Origin of the sequence: Robinsoniella sp. RHS (assembly GCF_001029355.1) — a bacterium.
Lineage (GTDB): Bacteria > Bacillota > Clostridia > Lachnospirales > Lachnospiraceae > Robinsoniella > Robinsoniella peoriensis.
This window is the reverse complement of record NZ_JNGB01000015.1, coordinates 1-18,581: the sequence shown is the minus strand read 5'-3', so window position 1 is coordinate 18,581 and position 18,581 is coordinate 1. Positions and strand designations below refer to the sequence as shown.

At 45.3% G+C, this 18,581-nt stretch carries 19 protein-coding genes and 2 pseudogenes; 18 read left to right on the top strand and 3 right to left on the bottom strand.

The window, feature by feature from the left end:
- The first annotated feature begins 18 nt into the window (after positions 1–18).
- The 3 genes from RHS_RS07735 (at position 19) to RHS_RS07725 (ending at position 3,195) form a co-directional block, all read left to right on the top strand.
- A complete protein-coding gene (locus RHS_RS07735; RefSeq protein ID WP_395021736.1) occupies positions 19–1,374 on the top strand; it encodes an ABC transporter substrate-binding protein in 1,356 nt (451 codons plus the stop codon).
- Between the two features lie 77 nt (positions 1,375–1,451).
- The gene (locus RHS_RS07730) at positions 1,452–2,387 is read left to right on the top strand and encodes a carbohydrate ABC transporter permease (protein ID WP_044294606.1); all 936 of its coding nucleotides are present in this window, start codon (positions 1,452–1,454) and stop codon (positions 2,385–2,387) included.
- Positions 2,380–3,195 (top strand): carbohydrate ABC transporter permease, encoded by an 816-nt coding sequence (locus RHS_RS07725; RefSeq protein ID WP_047832838.1) that lies wholly within the window; start codon positions 2,380–2,382, stop codon positions 3,193–3,195. Before RHS_RS07730 ends, RHS_RS07725 begins: the two co-directional genes overlap by 8 nt.
- Here RHS_RS07725 and RHS_RS30525 read toward each other — a convergent pair.
- Positions 3,161–3,259 carry a DUF6783 domain-containing protein gene (locus RHS_RS30525; RefSeq protein WP_334291773.1) on the bottom strand — a complete coding sequence of 33 codons (99 nt, stop codon included), beginning with the start codon at positions 3,257–3,259 and terminating at the stop codon, positions 3,161–3,163. The two genes, RHS_RS07725 and RHS_RS30525, sit on opposite strands and share 35 nt — an antisense overlap.
- On the opposite strand from RHS_RS30525, the pseudogene RHS_RS30520 reads away from it, so the two are divergent.
- The 8 genes and pseudogenes from RHS_RS30520 to RHS_RS07690 form a co-directional block, all read left to right on the top strand.
- Positions 3,224–3,301: pseudogene (locus RHS_RS30520) on the top strand (DUF6783 domain-containing protein); the annotation flags it as partial. The gene RHS_RS30525 and the pseudogene RHS_RS30520 overlap by 36 nt on opposite strands.
- A gap of 102 nt (positions 3,302–3,403) precedes the next feature.
- Positions 3,404–4,444 (top strand): methylcobamide--CoM methyltransferase, encoded by a 1,041-nt coding sequence (locus RHS_RS07720; RefSeq protein WP_047832837.1) that lies wholly within the window; start codon positions 3,404–3,406, stop codon positions 4,442–4,444.
- A complete protein-coding gene (locus RHS_RS07715; RefSeq protein WP_047832836.1) occupies positions 4,445–5,839 on the top strand; it encodes an ADP-ribosylglycohydrolase family protein in 1,395 nt (464 codons plus the stop codon).
- A 7-nt stretch (positions 5,840–5,846) separates the two neighbouring features.
- Entirely contained in the window at positions 5,847–8,159 is a 2,313-nt protein-coding gene (locus tag RHS_RS07710; protein ID WP_047832835.1) for a glycosyl hydrolase, read from the top strand.
- A 12-nt stretch (positions 8,160–8,171) separates the two neighbouring features.
- Positions 8,172–9,122: a DMT family transporter gene (locus RHS_RS07705; RefSeq protein WP_044294597.1), complete on the top strand. Its 951-nt coding sequence runs from the start codon at positions 8,172–8,174 to the stop codon at positions 9,120–9,122.
- Positions 9,123–9,125: 3 nt separating this feature from the next.
- Positions 9,126–10,217 carry a uroporphyrinogen decarboxylase family protein gene (locus tag RHS_RS07700; RefSeq protein ID WP_047832834.1) on the top strand — a complete coding sequence of 364 codons (1,092 nt, stop codon included), beginning with the start codon at positions 9,126–9,128 and terminating at the stop codon, positions 10,215–10,217.
- A gap of 13 nt (positions 10,218–10,230) precedes the next feature.
- The gene (locus tag RHS_RS07695) at positions 10,231–11,688 is read left to right on the top strand and encodes a sulfatase (protein WP_047832833.1); all 1,458 of its coding nucleotides are present in this window, start codon (positions 10,231–10,233) and stop codon (positions 11,686–11,688) included.
- Positions 11,689–11,776: 88 nt separating this feature from the next.
- Complete coding sequence (locus RHS_RS07690) at positions 11,777–14,797, top strand: hypothetical protein (protein ID WP_047832832.1); 3,021 nt, start codon at positions 11,777–11,779, stop codon at positions 14,795–14,797.
- 27 nt (positions 14,798–14,824) lie between these two features.
- On the opposite strand, the gene RHS_RS07685 is transcribed toward RHS_RS07690, so the two are convergent.
- Positions 14,825–15,724: a LysR family transcriptional regulator gene (locus tag RHS_RS07685; protein ID WP_047832831.1), complete on the bottom strand. Its 900-nt coding sequence runs from the start codon at positions 15,722–15,724 to the stop codon at positions 14,825–14,827.
- A 181-nt stretch (positions 15,725–15,905) separates the two neighbouring features.
- On the opposite strand from RHS_RS07685, the gene RHS_RS30515 reads away from it, so the two are divergent.
- The 3 genes and pseudogenes from RHS_RS30515 to RHS_RS30505 all read left to right on the top strand — a co-directional run.
- Positions 15,906–16,172 (top strand): hypothetical protein, encoded by a 267-nt coding sequence (locus tag RHS_RS30515; protein ID WP_395021730.1) that lies wholly within the window; start codon positions 15,906–15,908, stop codon positions 16,170–16,172.
- A 32-nt stretch (positions 16,173–16,204) separates the two neighbouring features.
- The gene (locus tag RHS_RS30510; protein WP_377144734.1) at positions 16,205–16,321 is read left to right on the top strand and encodes a DapH/DapD/GlmU-related protein; all 117 of its coding nucleotides are present in this window, start codon (positions 16,205–16,207) and stop codon (positions 16,319–16,321) included.
- 27 nt (positions 16,322–16,348) lie between these two features.
- Positions 16,349–16,513: pseudogene (locus RHS_RS30505) on the top strand (4Fe-4S binding protein); the annotation flags it as partial.
- 3 nt (positions 16,514–16,516) lie between these two features.
- On the opposite strand, the gene RHS_RS07675 reads toward RHS_RS30505, so the two are convergent.
- On the bottom strand, positions 16,517–16,915 hold the full coding sequence (locus tag RHS_RS07675) for a MerR family transcriptional regulator (protein ID WP_047832830.1): 399 nt from the start codon (positions 16,913–16,915) through the stop codon (positions 16,517–16,519).
- A 65-nt stretch (positions 16,916–16,980) separates the two neighbouring features.
- Here RHS_RS07675 and RHS_RS30500 point away from each other — a divergent pair, with 65 nt between their 5' ends.
- The 4 genes from RHS_RS30500 to RHS_RS07660 all read left to right on the top strand — a co-directional run bounded on the left by RHS_RS30500 (position 16,981) and on the right by RHS_RS07660 (position 18,545).
- Positions 16,981–17,139, top strand: a complete 159-nt coding sequence (locus tag RHS_RS30500; RefSeq protein ID WP_160295793.1) for a hypothetical protein — start codon at positions 16,981–16,983, stop codon at positions 17,137–17,139.
- A 19-nt stretch (positions 17,140–17,158) separates the two neighbouring features.
- On the top strand, positions 17,159–17,776 hold the full coding sequence (locus RHS_RS07670) for a flavodoxin family protein (RefSeq protein ID WP_044294588.1): 618 nt from the start codon (positions 17,159–17,161) through the stop codon (positions 17,774–17,776).
- 74 nt (positions 17,777–17,850) lie between these two features.
- Positions 17,851–18,051: a nitroreductase family protein gene (locus RHS_RS07665; RefSeq protein WP_395021727.1), complete on the top strand. Its 201-nt coding sequence runs from the start codon at positions 17,851–17,853 to the stop codon at positions 18,049–18,051.
- A 17-nt stretch (positions 18,052–18,068) separates the two neighbouring features.
- The gene (locus RHS_RS07660) at positions 18,069–18,545 is read left to right on the top strand and encodes a flavodoxin (protein ID WP_047832829.1); all 477 of its coding nucleotides are present in this window, start codon (positions 18,069–18,071) and stop codon (positions 18,543–18,545) included.
- Positions 18,546–18,581: the final 36 nt, after the last annotated feature.

Here is an 18,581-nt window from a genome sequence, read left to right as displayed (position 1 = left end):
TTAATAGGAGGTAACAAAATGAGAAAGTTCGTACAAATGTTTACAGCTGTATCACTAGCAGTATCCTTGCTGGTTGGATGCGGACCAACACAGCAAAAGAATGAAACTACGGCAACTACAGCTCCAGAGGCAGACGATGCAAAAAAAGGTACTGCCACTGCTGCAGGAGATACCACAGCAGAGGGGGCAGAGGAGCTTTCGGGAAAGCTTACCATTTGGTGGTGGGCAGATCAGATGGAAATCATTGAGGATTTTCAGAAATTGTATCCAAACGTAGAGGTGGAACCGGTCATGATTGATGCAGGTGATTATCTTACAAAAGTGCAGAGCACCATCGCATCCGGCGGACAGTTACCGGATATTCTCATGGGGGAACTTTCTTTTAGAGGGAAGCTTTTCAGTATGGATATACTGGAAAATCTGGAGGCAGAGCCTTACAACTTTGACCGTACCCAGGTAGTTGACTATCTTATTCCGGCGATGACGGACGAGAACGACCAGGTGCTGGGCATTGAAACCTGCCAGAGTCCGGCAGGAATGGCGTACAAAAGGGATTTGGCGAAAGAATATCTGGGTACGGATGATCCGGAAGAGCTGGAAGCAATGCTGAAAGACTGGGATTCCTTTATCGAAAAAGGAAAAGAAGTTTCAGAAAAGAGCGGAAATAAGATAACGATGATACCATCTCTGGGTGATGTTTATTATATGATAAACGGACAGTCAAAGGCACCTCGTATCAGCGGAGATACGATTGATATGGCAGCAGTGACGGATACCTTTGCACAGGTTGCTAAATTCCGGGATGCAGGAATTGTGGATAAAATTGTACAGTGGACACCGGCATGGTTTTCAGCTTACGGTTCCGGCAACAGTATCTTCTACCCAACGGCATGCTGGGGCGTGGTTGACTATGTAAAAGCAAATGACGAGCAGGGCAAAGGAAACTGGGGACTGATTGTACCTCCGTCAGGCGGATTTAACTGGGGCGGAACTACCATGAGCATTACAAAGAGCAGTGAAAATAAATTAGCGGCATGGAAATTGATTGAATTTTATAACTTAACAAAAGAAGGAACGGAGACAAAAAAAGTACTGCAGTTAATACCTACTTCTAAGGACGGAGCGAGTGACCCATACTTTGCAGAGGGTGAGGATGAATTTTTTGCAGGCCAGAATATCGGTGAGGTATGGATGAACAGAGTTATTCCGACGATCCACATCAATCCCATCACCAAATACGATATTCCCGATGTAATGGCAGTGGAACTCGTTCTCAGCAGTATGAATGCGGACACTTCGATTACGGCGGAACAGGCAGCAGAACTATACAAGCAGGAAATGGAGAATGGTGCTCCTGAAATAACAGTAAAGTAACTGATTTCACAAACCGGGCGTGGTCCGTGATACAACGCCCGGTTTTGCTCTAAAAATAGAAAAGTCAGGTGATTAAAATGGTAAAAGCAAAAGTAAAAATAACCAAACGGAAATGGTTTTGGCCACTGATGTTCCTGCTGCCTTATTGTGTGATCTATTTGATCTTCAGTGCATTTCCTATCGTACATTCGTTTATAATCAGTATTTTTGACTGGAAGGTCATGGGAGGCAGCACCTTTGTTGGTCTAAAGAATTATATTGAGCTGCTGACAACGGATAAGTGGTTTTTGAAATCCTTGTTTAATACGGCATTGCTGATGGTGATGTACATACCGGCATCAATTATTGTTGCCTTGCTGCTGTCGAATTTAATATTTACAAAAGGAGTCCGCTTTAAAAAATACTTTCAGCTTGCGTATTTTTTGCCCCACGTAACGACCGCGGTGGCCATTGGACTGATGTTTGCTCTGATTTTTGACTGGCAGACGGGTATCTTAAATAAATTACTTTTACAGTTAGGATTGATTAATGAAGGGCTTAACTGGCTTGGAACGCCTGGACTTGCCCGATTTGTAACGGCACTTATGCTGTTTTGGAGTTATTTTGGATACTGCACCATTTTTTACCTATCCGGACTCTCCGGTATACCCGAAGAGCTCTATGAAGCGGCAAAACTGGATGGGGCAGGGGGCTTTCATATATTGCGCTATATTACGATACCCATGCTAAAGCCTATTACACAATTTCTCGTTATTACAAGTATCATTTCCGGATCCCAGATTGTGGAGGAACCGATGCTGCTGCTCAATGGCTGGGCAACCGTAGGTAATGCAGTGGGAGGACCCGAGCGTTCGTGCCTGACAGCTGTGTGGTATCTATATGACACCGCATTTGGAAAAAACAGTATGATGAACTATTCCAAAGGTGCGGCAATTGGATATTTAACGTTTGTGTTTATTATGATCATTGTATTTATCAGAAACAGATTTAGCAAGGAGGATGAATATGAATAAGAAAAAAGTTATTCTCATTACTGTAGTGCTGTTTCTTCTGTCATTTGTTACGGTATTTCCATTTTACATCATGATTACGATGGGCACGAAATCCACAGAAGAACTCTTTCGAGGCATTTCTCTGATCCCGGGTACGCATTTACTTGATAATATTAAGACGATTGCAAGCGGAACGTTTCTGCGCTTTTACATAAACAGTTTGGTGGTTTCCTTTTCCGCCATGGGCATCGGTGCATTGACCAGCTCCATGGCAGGGTTCGCACTTTCTAAATATGATTTTAAATACCGGAAAATAATTATGAACATCATTCTTTTTTCCATGATGATACCAGGGCAGATCAGCCTGATTGCCTACATAATGGAAATGCGTACCTTTGGCTTACTGGATACATTATGGCCGCTGATTATTCAATTTTCCGCAAATGCTTTTGGCGTTTACTGGATGAAACAAAGTATGGATGGAGGTATCCCGGACGAAGTAATGGAGAGTGCCCGCATCGACGGCGCATCCGAACCGCGGATCTTTTTCTCCATTGCAATGCCTTTTGTTAAGGCACCTCTGGTGACCATTTTATTATTACTGTTCTTATGGTCCTGGAACAATTACCTGGTACCGCTCATTGCCATTAACGATCCGAATATGTATACCGTACCTCTTGGCCTTGCTATGTTAAATGGGCTTCACAAGACAAATTATGCAGCGAAGATACTGGCACTGAGTTTTGGAACCATACCGCTTGTGATTATGTTTATCTTCGGATCAAAATATTTTATCAAAGGATTAACGGCAGGAGCAGTAAAGGGCTAGAGCGTGTTTGAAAATTCATTCCCGCCATCTGTACGCCCCACTTTGCGGTATATTTGCCCCGAATTCAGGTTACGTAGCCCGCTACGCGCCCTTCATCCGGGACAAATCTCCCACAAACTGTGACGCACATCTGCCAGAAAGCAATTTTAAAACACGCTCTAGTCAGAATAAGGTCATACAGATATCAGAAAAATTTGGAGGAATATAAATGAAAAGACATTTATTAAGAGATGAAGTAGCAGCAGTGATTGAACGCAGGGAAGCAGCCCGGGGAATTCCCACTTTTCTATGCAAATGGTGGGGAGATGGAACCGAAGAAAAGTATGGACAGGAACTGCAGGAAGTGGCGTCCAGATATCCGGATGACATCTTTGATGCATGGGTAACCATGCCGGGAAGTGTAGAGAGTACCACCGACAATCCCGAATACCGTTTTGGATTTAAAGAAAATTATTCAGAGGCTGCTGTTCACAGTATAGGAAAAGACGTGGAGCTTTTAGATGATTGGGATGATTTTGAAGAATTTCTGGCTAGCTTTCCCGATCCTCATGAGCCGGGTATCTTTGATCATATGGAACAAAATGTAAGTGAAGTAGACGGGCGTTATAAGCTGGGCGGATTCTGGCGCGTATTCCATGAACGCTTCTGGACGATCCGGGGCATGGAAAATCTGATGATAGACTATTATGAAGAGATGGACAATCTGAAGATCCTGGGCCAGAGGCTGGTAGATTTCTATAAAGTAATTGTGGACCGCTACGCAGAGCTTGGGTTTGACGGCATTTTTACTTCCGATGATCTGGGTCATCAAACCGGTCCTATGATGTCACCTCAGGTGTTTGAAGAATTATATCTGCCTCTTTATAAAGAGCTGATTTCCCATATTCACAGCAAAGGAATGCACTTTTGGCTGCACTCCTGCGGAGATAACAGCCTTCTTATGGACTATTTGATTGAAGCGGGACTGGATGTCTTTCACCCGGTGCAAAAAGGCTGTATGGACAGAAAAGAGACTGCCGAAAAGTTTGGTGGGAAAATCACCTTCCTGTGCGGAATCGATGTACAGCATTTAATGCCGGAAGGATCACCGGATGATGTGAGGGCAGAGATAGGGCAGATGCGGGAAACCTTTGGGCGTCCTGACGGAGGCATGATGTTTGCTGCCGGAAACGGAATCATGCCGGATACGCCTCTTAAAAATATCGAAGCAATGCTGGAAGCGGTAGTAAGTGACAGGGAGGATGTTTAGATGCTAAAAGAGATGCAGTGGGTATCCTATGCCGATAACTTAGGCGTAGAGATACGGCAATGTGAAACAGAAGGTAAAGATATCACCGGATATTATGAAAAAGCAGTTTGGCTTAAGGGTCAGGGACTTCCCTTTAAAGAGGCGGAAATAGAAGCGCTGAAACTACATGATGAACTGGCGGGTCTGCCCATAAAAGAAGATTTTGGATTTGTGGAGCCATCCGGACTTTCGGAAATACGTAAGGAGTGCGAATCTGCACCGACTCTGCCGGCGTATCATGCAAATAGAGAAGAAGCTTATGACAAAATATATGGTGCATGGCTTGGGAGATGCTGCGGCTGCCTGCTGGGACAGCCCATTGAAGGCTATGACCGGGGCTACATTGTGGGGCTGCTGAAAGATACGGGCAATTATCCCATATCCTACTATATTTCCTCTGATATCTCCAGGGAACTTCGGGAGAAATATGAGATAGTGGATGAAGGGAAGATCTATGGGAGCACCACCGTAAACTGGATCAATAATGTAAACTACATGCCGGAGGATGATGATACAAATTATACGCTGATTGCCCTTAAGGTGATGGAAGAAAAGGGATATGATTTTACGCCGGAGGATGTGGCGGAAATCTGGTTGGACTGCCTGCCCTATGGACATGTTTGCTCCGCAGAGCGGATCGCCTACCGAAACTTTGTAAGTGTTATGGCACCTCCGGAATCGGCATCTTATCATAATCCCTACCGAGAATGGATTGGAGCCCAGATCCGCGCCGACCTGTTTGGCTATGTGACACCGGGGGATCCGGCATATGGCGCAGAGCTGGCGTTCAGGGATGCATCCATTTCTCACACTAAGAATGGAATTTATGGTGAAATGTTTGTAGCAGCCATGCTGTCTGCAGCAGCGGTAAGCGATGATATAGAAGAAATTATCCGCGCCGGTATGGCGCAGATACCCAGACGGTCCAGACTCTACGCGAAGATTATGGAAACACTGGATAACCGCATTAAATATACCGATTGGGAACAGGCGATTGATGCCGTGCATGAGGAATACGATGAGGACAGCACCCAGGATGAGAAGCATATCAGCTTTGACTGGTGCCACACCATATCCAATGCAGTGATTGTAACCATTGCCCTTTTGTATGGAAACGGTTCGTTGGAAGAATCCATAGGAATTGCAGTTGCTGCGGGATTTGACACTGACTGTAATGGAGCAACCGTAGGTTCTGTGATTGGTATGATAAACGGGGCAAAGAAGCTTCCTGGGAAATGGACTGCACCGCTTAATGATCAGATCAAATCGGGTGTAGACGGAATGGGACTGGTAAAAATCTCGGAAATTGCAGCCAGAACCTTGGCTGTGATGGAGAAAAACAAAGAAAAGGAGTGACCGATAGATGGAACTAAATATCAAAAGCATTCTGGAACAGATGACATTAGAGGAAAAAGCAAGCATGTGTTCCGGTGAGGACATTTGGCAGCTGAAAGTGATTGAACGGTTAAACATTCCAAGGATTCGCCTGTGCGATGGACCCAGCGGACTTCGGCTTCAGAACGATGCAGACAACCATCTGGGTGTAAATGCCAGTGAAGAGATGGTGTGCTACCCGGCAGGAAGTGCTGCCGCGTCCAGCTTTGACAGGGAACTGATGAAGGAACAGGGAAGTGCTTTGGGAGAAGAGTGCCAGGCATCTAATATCGCGGTGGTTCTGGGCCCGGCTTTTAATATCAAGAGAAGCCCCCTTTGCGGGCGGAACTTTGAATACCTGTCGGAAGATCCATTTCTGGCGGGGGAAATGGCGGCAGCACAGATCAAAGGAATTCAAAGTCAGAATGTTGGCGCCTGTGTGAAGCATTTTGCCTGTAACAATCAGGAAGACTGGCGGATGTGGACGGACTCACAGGTGGATACCAGAACCCTGAGGGAAATATACCTTGCAGCCTTTGAGCGTGCCATTAAGGAGGCAAAGCCCTGGGCAGTTATGTGCAGCTACAACCGTCTGAATGGTGTTTATACAAGTGAACATCCCTGGCTCTTAACGGAAGTGCTTCGCAGCGAATGGGGATTTGAGGGACTGGTGATGAGCGACTGGGGTGCGGTAAGCGACCGGACAGCAGCCCTAAAAGCCGGACTGGATCTGGAAATGCCGGGGGGCAATAAGGACACGGATGCACAGATTGCAGCAGCAGTAAGCAGCAATGAGCTTAAGGAGCAGGTGCTGGATCAGGCAGTGGAACGGATTCTGACGATGATTTACCGCTATGCCAAAGGCAGAAACGGCATCGATACATATGACCGGGAGGCCCATCATGATCTGGCAGTGAAAATGGCTCAGGAATCAGCAGTACTTTTAAAAAATGATAATCATATCCTTCCTCTTTCCGGGGAGTCAAAGACAGCCTTTATCGGGGAGTTTGCGAAAAAACCCCGTTTTCTGGGCGGTGGTAGTGCCTGTGTGAAACCATTTAAGATCAGTAATGCCCTGGATGAGGCAGCGGAATTTGCACAGATCACTTATGCACCCGGATTTTACGCCGAGAGCGATGAAAAGAATCCCGAGTGGTTAAAAGAAGCGGTTCACGCTGCAAGAGAGGCAGAAACTGTGGTAATCTTTGCAGGACTGCCGGATTCCTATGAAAGTGAATGCTGGGACCGCCATCATATGAGACTGCCCGATTGCCAGAATGAACTGATTATGGCTGTCTGCGAAGTCCAGAAAAATGTGGTTGTAGTGCTTCACAATGGCTCACCTGTTGAAATGCCGTGGATTAACAGCGTTAGCGCAGTCCTTGAGATGCATACTGCCGGCCAGGGGGTGGGAGCAGCAGCAGTAAATCTGTTATACGGAAAAGGAAATCCCTGTGGTAAATTGGCTGAGACTATGCCCATGAAATTAGAGGATAATCCCTCCTATTTAAATTTCCCTGGGGACGGAAATACAGTAGAATACCGGGAAGGCATTTACGTGGGCTACCGCTATTACGACAAGAAGAAGATGGAAGTACTGTATCCCTTTGGACATGGCCTTTCTTACACGACCTTTGCGTACAGCAGCCTGCATCTGGATAAAAGTGTGGTTAAGGACAGTGAAACCGTAACCGTCAGCGTGAATATCACCAATACGGGAAAACGTCAGGGCAAAGAAATCGTTCAGCTCTATGTGTCCGATGCCACAGGAACCTTCGGGCGTCCGGAGCGGGAACTGAAAGGATTTGAAAAAATTGACCTCTCTCCCGGTGAGACGAAGACTGTCTGCTTTGTTCTGGATAAGCGCAGCTTTGCCTGGTATTGTACCGATATTCAGGACTGGTACTGCAGCAGTGGGATTTACAAAATTCAAATCGGTGCTTCCTCAAGGGATATGAGGCTGGAGACTGAAATTGAGCTTGTATCCAGTGTAAAACTGCCACAGAAAATTACGATGAATACCCTGATGAGTACGGTCTTTCAGTATCCCCAATTGGCAGAAGAGACAAAAAGAAGTCTTCGGGCATCCTCACCTAAGGTGGAGCAGTTTATGAGCGGTGAAGATGAAACCTCTGTATACCTGCGGGAGGAATTGATGGAGCTTCCGTTTCATGCCATCCGAGGACTGTACGAAACACCACAGAGAGATTTGGATAAGCTGATTGACAGGCTGAACCAAATGCTCAATTCACCAAACCAGATACCGGCAGGCGCACAGGATGCGAAAGCCACAAAAGCATAAACGGGAGGAATCATGAACAGAGATCAAAAAGCGGGGAATAAGCAGATGCTGGGCAGTGTTATGCTTCTGATTATGGCTTTCATCTGGGGCACCTCTTTTGTCTTTCAGAAAATGGCGCTCAATGCAGATATCAGTGCAGCTGCCCTGATGTTTGGACGATTTTTCATAGCAGCGGTGTTATGGGGAATCTTTGGAGCCAGGAAAATAAAGTCCAACTATCGGAAGGGGCAATGGAAAACAGGGGTTTTACTTGGAACCATGTTTTTTGGGGCGAATCTTGCACAAATCCTTGGCCTGCAAAGCACCACACCGGGAAATAACGCATTTATTTCCAGTGCGAATGTAGTATTTGTCCCATTTGTCTGCTGGATTGTTACGAAGAAACGTCCCAAGGCGGTGCTGATCCTGTGTGCACTTCTTAGTTTTGTGGGAATCGGCGTTCTATCAGTCAATCCGGGTAACCAGTTCTTATTTGCACCCGGGGATGTTCTGACCCTGATCGGAGCGGTACTATTTGCGGCACATATTGTTGCTGTGGGAGAAACCGCTCCCCATATCCATGTCAGTGTCCTGGCATTTATGCAGTTTTCGGTCATCGCCGTCCTGTCTTTTGTGTTTTTGCTGATAGAGGGAAACGGACTAACGGGATTTGGCAGTGCAGAAGGAATAACCGCAATGCTTTATCTGGGGGTACTGGCTACCGGTGTAGGGCTGACGGTGCAGATGATTGGACAAAAATATGTACCGCCCGCAATGGTGGGCATTATCGTTTCAACAGAGTCCCTGTTTGGATCCATTCTGTCAGTTGTGATTGGATATGACAAGCTGAGTACAGGGCTTTTGCTGGGTGGAGGAATCATGTTTGGTTCCATACTGCTGGCAAACATATGGCAGTATTTCCAGGATGCCCGTCAAAAGAAGAGGGAAAACGGGAATGGAATTATGCAGATTAAGGAGAGCTGAACGATGGAATTAAATAGTAAGGAACGATGGCTTAGAACCTTGAATTTAGAGGAAACAGACCGCCTGGTATTCTGGCCGAAGATATTTGACGGCAGCTATATGAGAGCGCAGCAGGAACCTTTTAAAAGCATGTCAGTCCGGGAAGTCCATGACTATGTGGGGACGGATATACAGATTTATCTGCCGCCCTGTGTGAAATTACGTAATCATGACTGCTCCTGTCAGGAAGTTGTAGAGAATGGAAGGATGATCCGCAGTTTTACAACACCCATTGGCACCTTAGAGGGAATTCTTCTTTATGATGCCTCCACAGATTCCTATCATCCTCATAAGCAGATTGTGGAAAACGAAAAGGACATTAAAATTCTGACCAGATATTTTCAGGATACTACCGCAGAGCCGGACATGGAGGCAGTCAGAGCCGGTCAGGAACAATATGAAATCCTTGGTGACCGGGGCCTATGTGTATCCAACATCAGTGAATCACCACTGATGGACTTTGTGGAGTGGTATGCCGGTATTGAAAATGGACAGTATCTTCTGTTTGATTATGAGGAGGAGCTTCGGGAGCTGTTTGCACAAATGCAGCGGGTAAACGTGGAAAGTACAGGTATCATGTGTGAGTACAGTCCGGCGGATGTTCTTTATTTTACCGAAAATACATCGACTTCAATCATTAGCCCCAGCCAGTTTGATGCGTATTGCCATGGACATTTAATGGAATATGCAGACTTGTGCAGAGGGTATGATAAAAGGCTTGTGTTCCATATGTGCGGACATCTGCAGGCGGTTTTGCCGCTGCTTGGGGACATACCATTTACCGGGATCGAAGCCCTTAGCACACCGCCCATCGGAAATACTGATTTTTTTAAGGTCCGCAGTTATTTGCCGGATAAAGCACTGATCGGAGGCAGTAACTGTCTGACCTGGTTAAAACCTGCGGCGGAGATTAAAAAAGAGCTTGCGGGATATCTGGCTGATATGGAGAGCTATCGCGGGCTGGTGGTGGGTACCGGAGGCATTATTCCACCGGGCTGTACACCGGATACTTTAAAGGAAATCCGTGAGTTTTTATTTGCACTGCCAATGAAATAACAGGAGGATTACTATGCGGGCAATTATGGTTATGTTTGATTCCCTGAACCGGAATCTGTTATCACCCTACGGCTGCGACTGGACACACACGCCTAATTTTCAGCGTCTGGCTGAGAAGACAGTGGTTTTTGATCATGCATACGCCGGGAGCCTCCCGTGCATGCCGGCGAGGCGTGAATTACATACAGGCAGATACAACTTTCTTCATCGCAGCTGGGGTCCAATTGAACCTTATGACGATTCCATGCCGGAACGGTTGCAGCAAAACGGCATTTATACACATTTGATAAGTGACCATCAGCATTATTGGGAGGACGGCGGCTGTACTTACCATCACCGTTATCATACCTGGGAAATGGTGCGGGGGCAGGAAGGTGACCGGTGGAAAGGTGTTGTGAAAGAACCGCTGATTCCGGACCACTTAGGGCAGGCGTGGGTCCAGGATGTTATCAACCGCAGCTATGTCCATACCGAGAAAGAGCATCCCCAGTCCAGAGTGTTTAAGCTGGGTCTGGAATTTCTGGAAAAAAACCAGGCAGAGGACAACTGGTTCCTGCATCTGGAGACCTTTGATCCCCACGAGCCTTTCTTCGCTATGGAAAAATACAAGGAATACTATCCCCATGATTATAAGGGTCTGCAGTTTGACTGGCCTTCTTACGGTGAGGTTACGGAAGAACCGGAACAAGTGATGCACTGCCGCTATGAATACGCAGCTTTGCTTACTATGTGTGATGCCTGGCTTGGCAAGATACTGGACTTTATGGATGAACATGATATGTGGAAAGATACCATGCTTATTGTCAATACCGACCATGGCTACCTTTTGGGGGAACATGACTGCTGGGCAAAATCAGTACATCCATTTTATGAAGAAATTGCCCATATCCCCCTTTTTCTATGGGATCCGGGAAGCCAGATCTGCAATGTCCGAAGAGAGGCACTGGTACAGACCATTGATATCCCCGCAACCCTGCTTCAGTATTTTCAGACAGAGATTCCAGGAGAGATGGAGGGCAAGCCCCTGGCAGATACCATTTTAAAAGATACACCGGTTCGGGAGGGCGCATTGTTTGGGATGCATGGGGGACAGATCAATGTGACAGACGGACGTTTCGTATACATGAGGGACTCTGTGCCAGATAATAAACCACTGTATGAATATACCCAGATGCCCACCCATATGCGAAGTTTCTTCTCCAGGGAAGAAATGTGCACCATGGAGATTTCACCACCTTTTTCCTTTACCAGGGAAATGCCCCTCATGCGGTTTGAAGCTGTCAGAGGGCTGGGTGACGGTCCTCCACGGCACTTTGGGACAAGACTTTATGATTTGAAGCTGGATCCTTTTCAGAACAGTCCCATAAACGATGAAGAAAAGGAAGCAGAGATGCTTGCGCTGATGATTAGGCTCATGGAGAAAAATGATTGCCCGAAAGAACAGTATAGGAGAATGGGAATACAGCGATAAACAACCGTTACAGCGTGTTTTGAAATTGCTTTGAGGCAGATGTGTGTAACAGTTTGAGGGAGATTTGACCCGGATGAAGGAGAAGACTATGTTTGATAATAATAACCGATACATCATACAGGATTACCATAAGAAACCGACTTTTGCAAGCTTTCTGCCGGGACTTAACGGTATACATGGGATTCCGGTCTGGTGCTTTTATGTGAATCGCGGCCAGGGCATCACCAGCTTTGGTTTAGAAGACAAAGATCATGCCCTAATGGAATTTTACCCTGCACATCAGGCTTATCAGCGGACTAAACGAATGGGCTTTCGCACTTTTATGAAAGTAAACGGCGTTTACACGGAGGCATTTACCCGGGACGCTTACGATAAAGAAATGCGGATTGGTATGAATGATTTGACCATACGGGAGGAGAATACCGACCTGAACCTGGAAATTACCGTGAAATATTACACCTTGCCATCGGAAGAACTGGGCGGGCTGGTACGACAGGTTTCCATCTGCAACAAAGGCAGCCAAAGGGCATCCATTGAGGTACTGGATGGGATGGCAGAAATGCTGCCCTACGGAATAGACTGGCAGAGTATGAAGGTGGAGGGACAGACATCCAAGGCATGGATGGAGGTATTAAATCATGAGACCGGAATTCCCTACTGTAAAATGCGTGTGAGTACCGACGACATTGCAGAAGTAAAAGAGGTGGAGGGCGGTAATTTTGGTTTTGCTTTCGCGTCTTCCGGGGAAGTGCTGCCCGCTGTGATCAATCAGGAGCATATTTTCGGATATGACAATTCCCTGGAAAATCCACTCTGTTTTCAGGAAAAATCTTTGTCTGAACTGCTGGAAGGAAAGCAGATTGCGCAAAATATCCTGCCATGCTGTTTCTTCGCACTGGAGCCGGAAATTCTGCCGGGAGAAACCTGCTCCTTTGTGGAAGTGTTTGGGCAGTCGAAAAATCAAACATTGCTAAAGCGGCTGTATGAAAAGGCCTTACAACCGGACTATTTTAAGAATAAAGAAGCAAAATCCTATGAAATTACCATGCAGCTAACAGATCGGATTGCCACCAAAACTGCTTCCCAAAGCTTTGACCTCTATTGCCGCCAGACTTATCTGGACAATGTACTGCGGGGCGGCTGTCCCATGATTCTGGGTGGAAACAAGCTGTTTTACCTCTATTCCAGAAAACATGGGGACGTGGAAAGGGACTATAATTTCTTCCGGATACTGCCTGAGTTCTATACGCAGGGAAATGGGAACTTCAGGGATGTCAATCAGAATCGAAGAAGTGATGTACAGTTTTCACCCTTTGTCCGGGAAGCCAATATAAAGATGTTCTACAACTGCATTCAAATAGACGGCTATAATCCCCTTGGCATTGAGAAAACCACTTACCATATGCCGGGAGAAGAAACCTCCTTTACTCCGGGACAGCTCTATCAGGAGCTGGCAGATGCATACCCTGGACAGGAAATGAAGATAGAGGAAATGTTCCACCAGAAGATGGCCCAGGCGGAAAGTGACTGTAAAACCAGTTATATGGAAGGTTATTGGTCAGATCACTGGACTTACAATTTAGACCTGGTTGAATCTTATCTGACCATATATCCGGAAAAGGAAGAAAGCCTGCTGTTTCAAGATAATACGTATCTGTACAAACAGGCGGCGGTTACTCTTTTGCCAAGGAAAAAGCGCTATGTACATACCATGCAGGGCATTCGCCAGTATCATTACCTGAAGAAAAATCCCCAAGGGGATAAGAAGGAGTATCTGGAGGAGGAAAATGGCAGAAAAGTTACCAGTACCCTGGCTGAAAAGCTCTTTTTAATCTGTGTGGTGAAGACGGCAGCCCTTGATCTAAATGGCATGGGTATCGAAATGGAGGGAGGAAAGCCTGGATGGTATGATGCCTTAAACGGACTACCGGGACTGCTTGGCTCCTCCATGTGTGAAACCTATGAATTGGCTAGAAATTTAAGCTTCCTGCTGTCTGCACTGGAAAAGTATGATAGAAAACTTTCCGTGCCACAGGAACTGATGAACCTGGTTGTTAAGATGGTGGATGCTCAGACTACCGAGGATATGCTGACCCGCTGGAATCTGGTAAACGATGCGAAGGAGGCGTATTGGGAGAGCACCTGCGGCTGTTTATCTGGAAATAAAGCAATAATCATCCGTGAAGAAGCAGTACGTATCTTAAAAGTATTTCAAACTGCGGTTATAATGGGAATCGAAAAAGCCCTGGAGATTGGACATGGCATTAGCCCGGCTTATTTTTCTTACGAGGTGCTGGCTTATGAAGAAGACGCTTTCGGAATTCTACCGACGGAAGTCAAAGCCAAAATGCTGCCCTATTTTCTGGAAGGCCCGGTCCGTTTTCTGAAGCTGGATATGAACCGGGAAAAGAAATACCGCCTGTATCAGCAGGTAAAAGACAGTGGGCTTTACGACAGGGCATTGGGCATGTATAAGGTAAATGCCTCTTTAGAACAGGAGTCCTATGAAATCGGGCGTGCAAGAGCCTTTACCCCAGGATGGCTAGAAAATGAATCAATCTGGCTCCATATGGAGTATAAATATCTGCTGGAACTGCTAAAGTCCGGATTGTATGATGCATTTACCGGGGACTTTCAAAGAGCAGCCATTCCGTTTCAAAAAGAAGAGAGGTATGGCAGAAGCATCCTGGAAAATTCCTCCTTTATCGCCAGTTCCGCCAATCCCGACCCGAAACTGCACGGGCGTGGATTTGTCGCCAGGCTAAGCGGATCCACGGCAGAGTTCGTGCAGATGTGGCAGATCATGATGTTTGGGGAAAAGCCATTTAGAGTCTTAGATGGGACACTGACCCTGGCACTGCAGCCAATGCTTCCGGCATATCTGATTGACGAACAGAGGGAAGTGCAGGCAACGTTTTTGGGAAGTATCCCGGTGGTGTATCATTTAGAGAACCAACAGGATTATATCCCGGGTAATTATAGTGTAAAGAAATATATCATCACAAGGAAGAACAGGGAAGTCATTGAGATATGCGGTGAGAAGCTGCAGGGAAGCATTGTGGAAGAGATACGGGAAGAAGGGGTCGATGGGATAGAGGTGTATTTATAGATGGGAAAAGACACCTGATATTGCCGCTTATGAGCCGGGCAAACGAAAAGCATCCTGCAAGACCGACAAAAATTTTTCAGCAGGCTTGGAAAACAACTGATATTTTTTCCAGATAATATTCATTTCATTATCAAGACAGGGTGAAAGAGGTCGGAAACAAAGATTACTAACTCCTGTTGTATTAATAATTCCATTAAAAGTAATCGCATATCCAAGGCCTTCATCAACCATTATGGAAGCATTAAATATCAGATTGTAAGTAGCGACAATGTTTAAGTCAGTGGCTTTTTTATTCATCCATTGTAAGATACGTCCACCTTTGTCCTCCTGCTGAGAAAAGATCAGGGGTTTTTCCCACAAATCCTCGGGTGTAATAACTTCTTTTATCGCCAACTCGGAATCTTTTCTCATCAGGACACCCCAGATGTCTTTCGCAGGCATCTTTAAAGAATTAAATTTCGTATAATCCACGGTGGAAAAGATAAGACCGAAATCAATTAATCCTTTATCCAGCCGCTCGGTAACGAATTCTGCATTCCCGCTGGATATATGATAATGAATGCCAGGATGTGATTTCTGTAAGTTTTTTGCAGCCTTTGCGATTAGGCGTATAGCATCAGTTTCGCCTGTTCCAATGTAGATATCTCCCATAAGGATATCGTCCGAAAGCGTGATTTCCTTCTCTGTTTTTTTTACAAGATCCAATATCTCTTCTGCTCGTTTGCGAAGTATCATCCCTTCCTCTGTCAGTGTAACCTTCCGAGAACCCTTTGTTCCGCGGATCAGCAGCTGCTTTCCCAGTTCTTCTTCCATATTTTTAATCTGTGTGGAAAGTGTCGGCTGAGACAGATGCAGTGATTCTGCAGCCCGCACAATACTTTGTTCTCGCGCAATTGCCAGAAAATAATTAAGCACTCGTAATTCCATCTGAAAATCTCCTTTGCAATTGAATTTATTTATACTTTTATCAATACTTTAACACGAAAATATATAGGTTTCAACTATGCTGATTAATATGATATAAGTATTGGCTATTATATTGCATCCAAAATATACTGTAAATGAAAAAGTAGCGGATAAATAAATTAATAAAGTCAGGAGAACAGAAATGATTGATATAAAAGAGTTTTTAGAATATATGGAAAGCGGAAAAATAATAACCTGTGGATCTAAGATACATGAGTGTATGCATTGGTTTTCACAGGAGGCTTTGCGTCTGACAGCAGAATTAAATGGAAGTTATCATACACCGCAGGAAATCAGAGTGCTGAATGGAATAGCTGACAGGAAGGCCGGTAGATGTAACATTCAATTTGTTTCCGCCTTTCTATACCAACTGTGGAAAGAACCTTTACATTGGTCCTTGCAACGCTGAACCACCATTTAGATCCCAGATACAGGGGGGATATGATTCCTGCCCCAATCCATATTGGGCAAAACGTCTGGGTTGGTTCCAATGCAACAATACTTTCCGGTGTCACGATAGGTGATGGGGCAGTGATTGCGGCAGGGGGCATCTGCTGAACCTATTCCGCTAACATTACAGCTCCCTGGATCGCCCGGTTTGCATTTGGATTCTATAGTATTATGCTGACATCCACGATTCTTGGCATTACAGTAATGCTTTTGTATAGACCCCGGACCTGGTGCGCATTCAGCCCTATGGGAACAATGACCCAGATGATATGTAAAGCGCATAATCGGAAGGAGAGGTAAAAGTTAATCCTCTCCGGGGAACAGATTGCTGTAATATTTCGTTCTTCCGGCAATAACATCATCATAAAAGGCTTGTTTCTGGTCTATGTAGTCAATGGAGCTTTGAAGTTCATCCATAGCCAGGAGCAGGTCTTTTCTCTTATTCTCCAGGATTATTTTCCTCTCAGGGACAGATGACTGGCCCTGGAGGCACAGTGTGAGAAATTCCTTCATTTCTTTCAGGCCCATACCGCATTTTTTTAAGCAGGTCAGGCTATTGATCCATGCAATATCATACTCATCAAAGATACGGCGGTTGGCATGGTCACGCTTTACGTTGGGAACCAGCCCTTCATTACAATAGAATTTCAATGCTTCATAATTCATGCCTGTCATTTCGCAGGCTTGTTTCATTGTGTACATAAGAACCTCCAAAAAATTATAAAAAAACTATTGACCGGTAGCTGCTACCGAAGAGTACAATATAAATGATAGCAATGAAAAGTCAGATTGTCAAGTCTGTGATAGCACTCCGAACTGCCAGTAATGATAATGCCAGTGATGTCACTATTGTTGCTGGTACGGTGGAGTGTCAGAGCCTGTTTGAAGTAATTTTCAGTACGCTCTGGACGGATAGACACACATAGAGAAGAGGAGGATGATAACTTGAAAGTATTGATGATTAACGGCAGTCCACACAGTAATGGAAATACATATACAGCCCTGCGGGAAATGGAGAAGATTTTCATAGGCGCAGGTATTGCAACAGAAATTGTACAAGTGGGAAACAGAGATATTCGGGGCTGTATTGCCTGTTATAAGTGTAAGGAAAAGGGCAGGTGTGTATTTGATGATATGGTTAATGAAATCGCACCTGAGTTTGAGGCATGTGATGGTTTGGTGGTAGGAAGCCCGGTTTATTATGCTTCTGCAAATGCTACCCTGATCGCATTACTAGACCGTCTGTTTTACAGTACGCACTTTGACAAGACAATGAAGGTCGGTGCAAGTGTCGTGGCGGCGAGAAGAGGCGGTCTGTCCTCAACATTTGATGAACTGAACAAATATTTTACCATTTCAGGTATGCCGGTTGCTTCCAGCCAGTACTGGAATGGGATTCATGGCAGGGACAAAGGGGAAGCAGAGAAGGATACTGAAGGGCTACAGATTATGCGGACATTGGCCAGGAATATGGCGTTTTTGATCAAGAGCATTCAGTTGGGAAAGGAAGCCTATGGGATTCCGGAAAAAGAGTCCTTTGCACCTACAAATTTTATTCGATAGGGGGCAAAACATATAATCCAGCCATTTTTAGATCATTTAAGAAGATTATATGGGAAACTAACTTATACGGGGCGATGCTGGCTGCAAAGGCGGCAGGTGTAGACAGCTGCTGGATTAATTTCTTTGATCCGGAAGTGACAGAAAAAGAGCTTGGACTGCCGGAAAATGAGGAAGTACTGATGATCCTTGATATCGGTTATGCCGCAGAGGGAACGAAACCTCTTACTATGCATACCCAGCGTAAAGAATTATCAGAGACAGTTCGCTATATATGATAAAGGAGGAACCTAAAATGAGTAAAGCATTAGTAGTATATTTTTCAGTGAGCGGCATAACCGCAAGATTAGCAGAAAGACTAGCATCAGCGATTGGCGCGGATTTGCATGAAATTCAGCCCGCACAAAAATACACAGCTGAGGATTTGGATTGGACAAATAAAAAAAGCCGCAGCAGCGTGGAAATGAATGATAAATCATTCCGTCCGGCTATAGCCGATAAAGTAGAGAATATGGATCAGTATGATATGATTTATCTGGGTTTCCCCATCTGGTGGTATGTGGCTCCGACTATTATCAATACATTTTTAGAAGCTTATAATCTGGAAGGGAAAAAAATTATACCCTTTGCAACATCCGGCAGCAGTGGAATGGGAAGGACAAATGTGGAACTGGAAGATTCCTGTAAAGGTGCTGACCTTATGGATGGCAAACGTTTTCATGCAGATGCAGGTATAGATGAACTGAAAGCCTGGGCAGAACATTTTAAGTAGATTCTATATATAACACATTTGGCAATGGAATAGAGA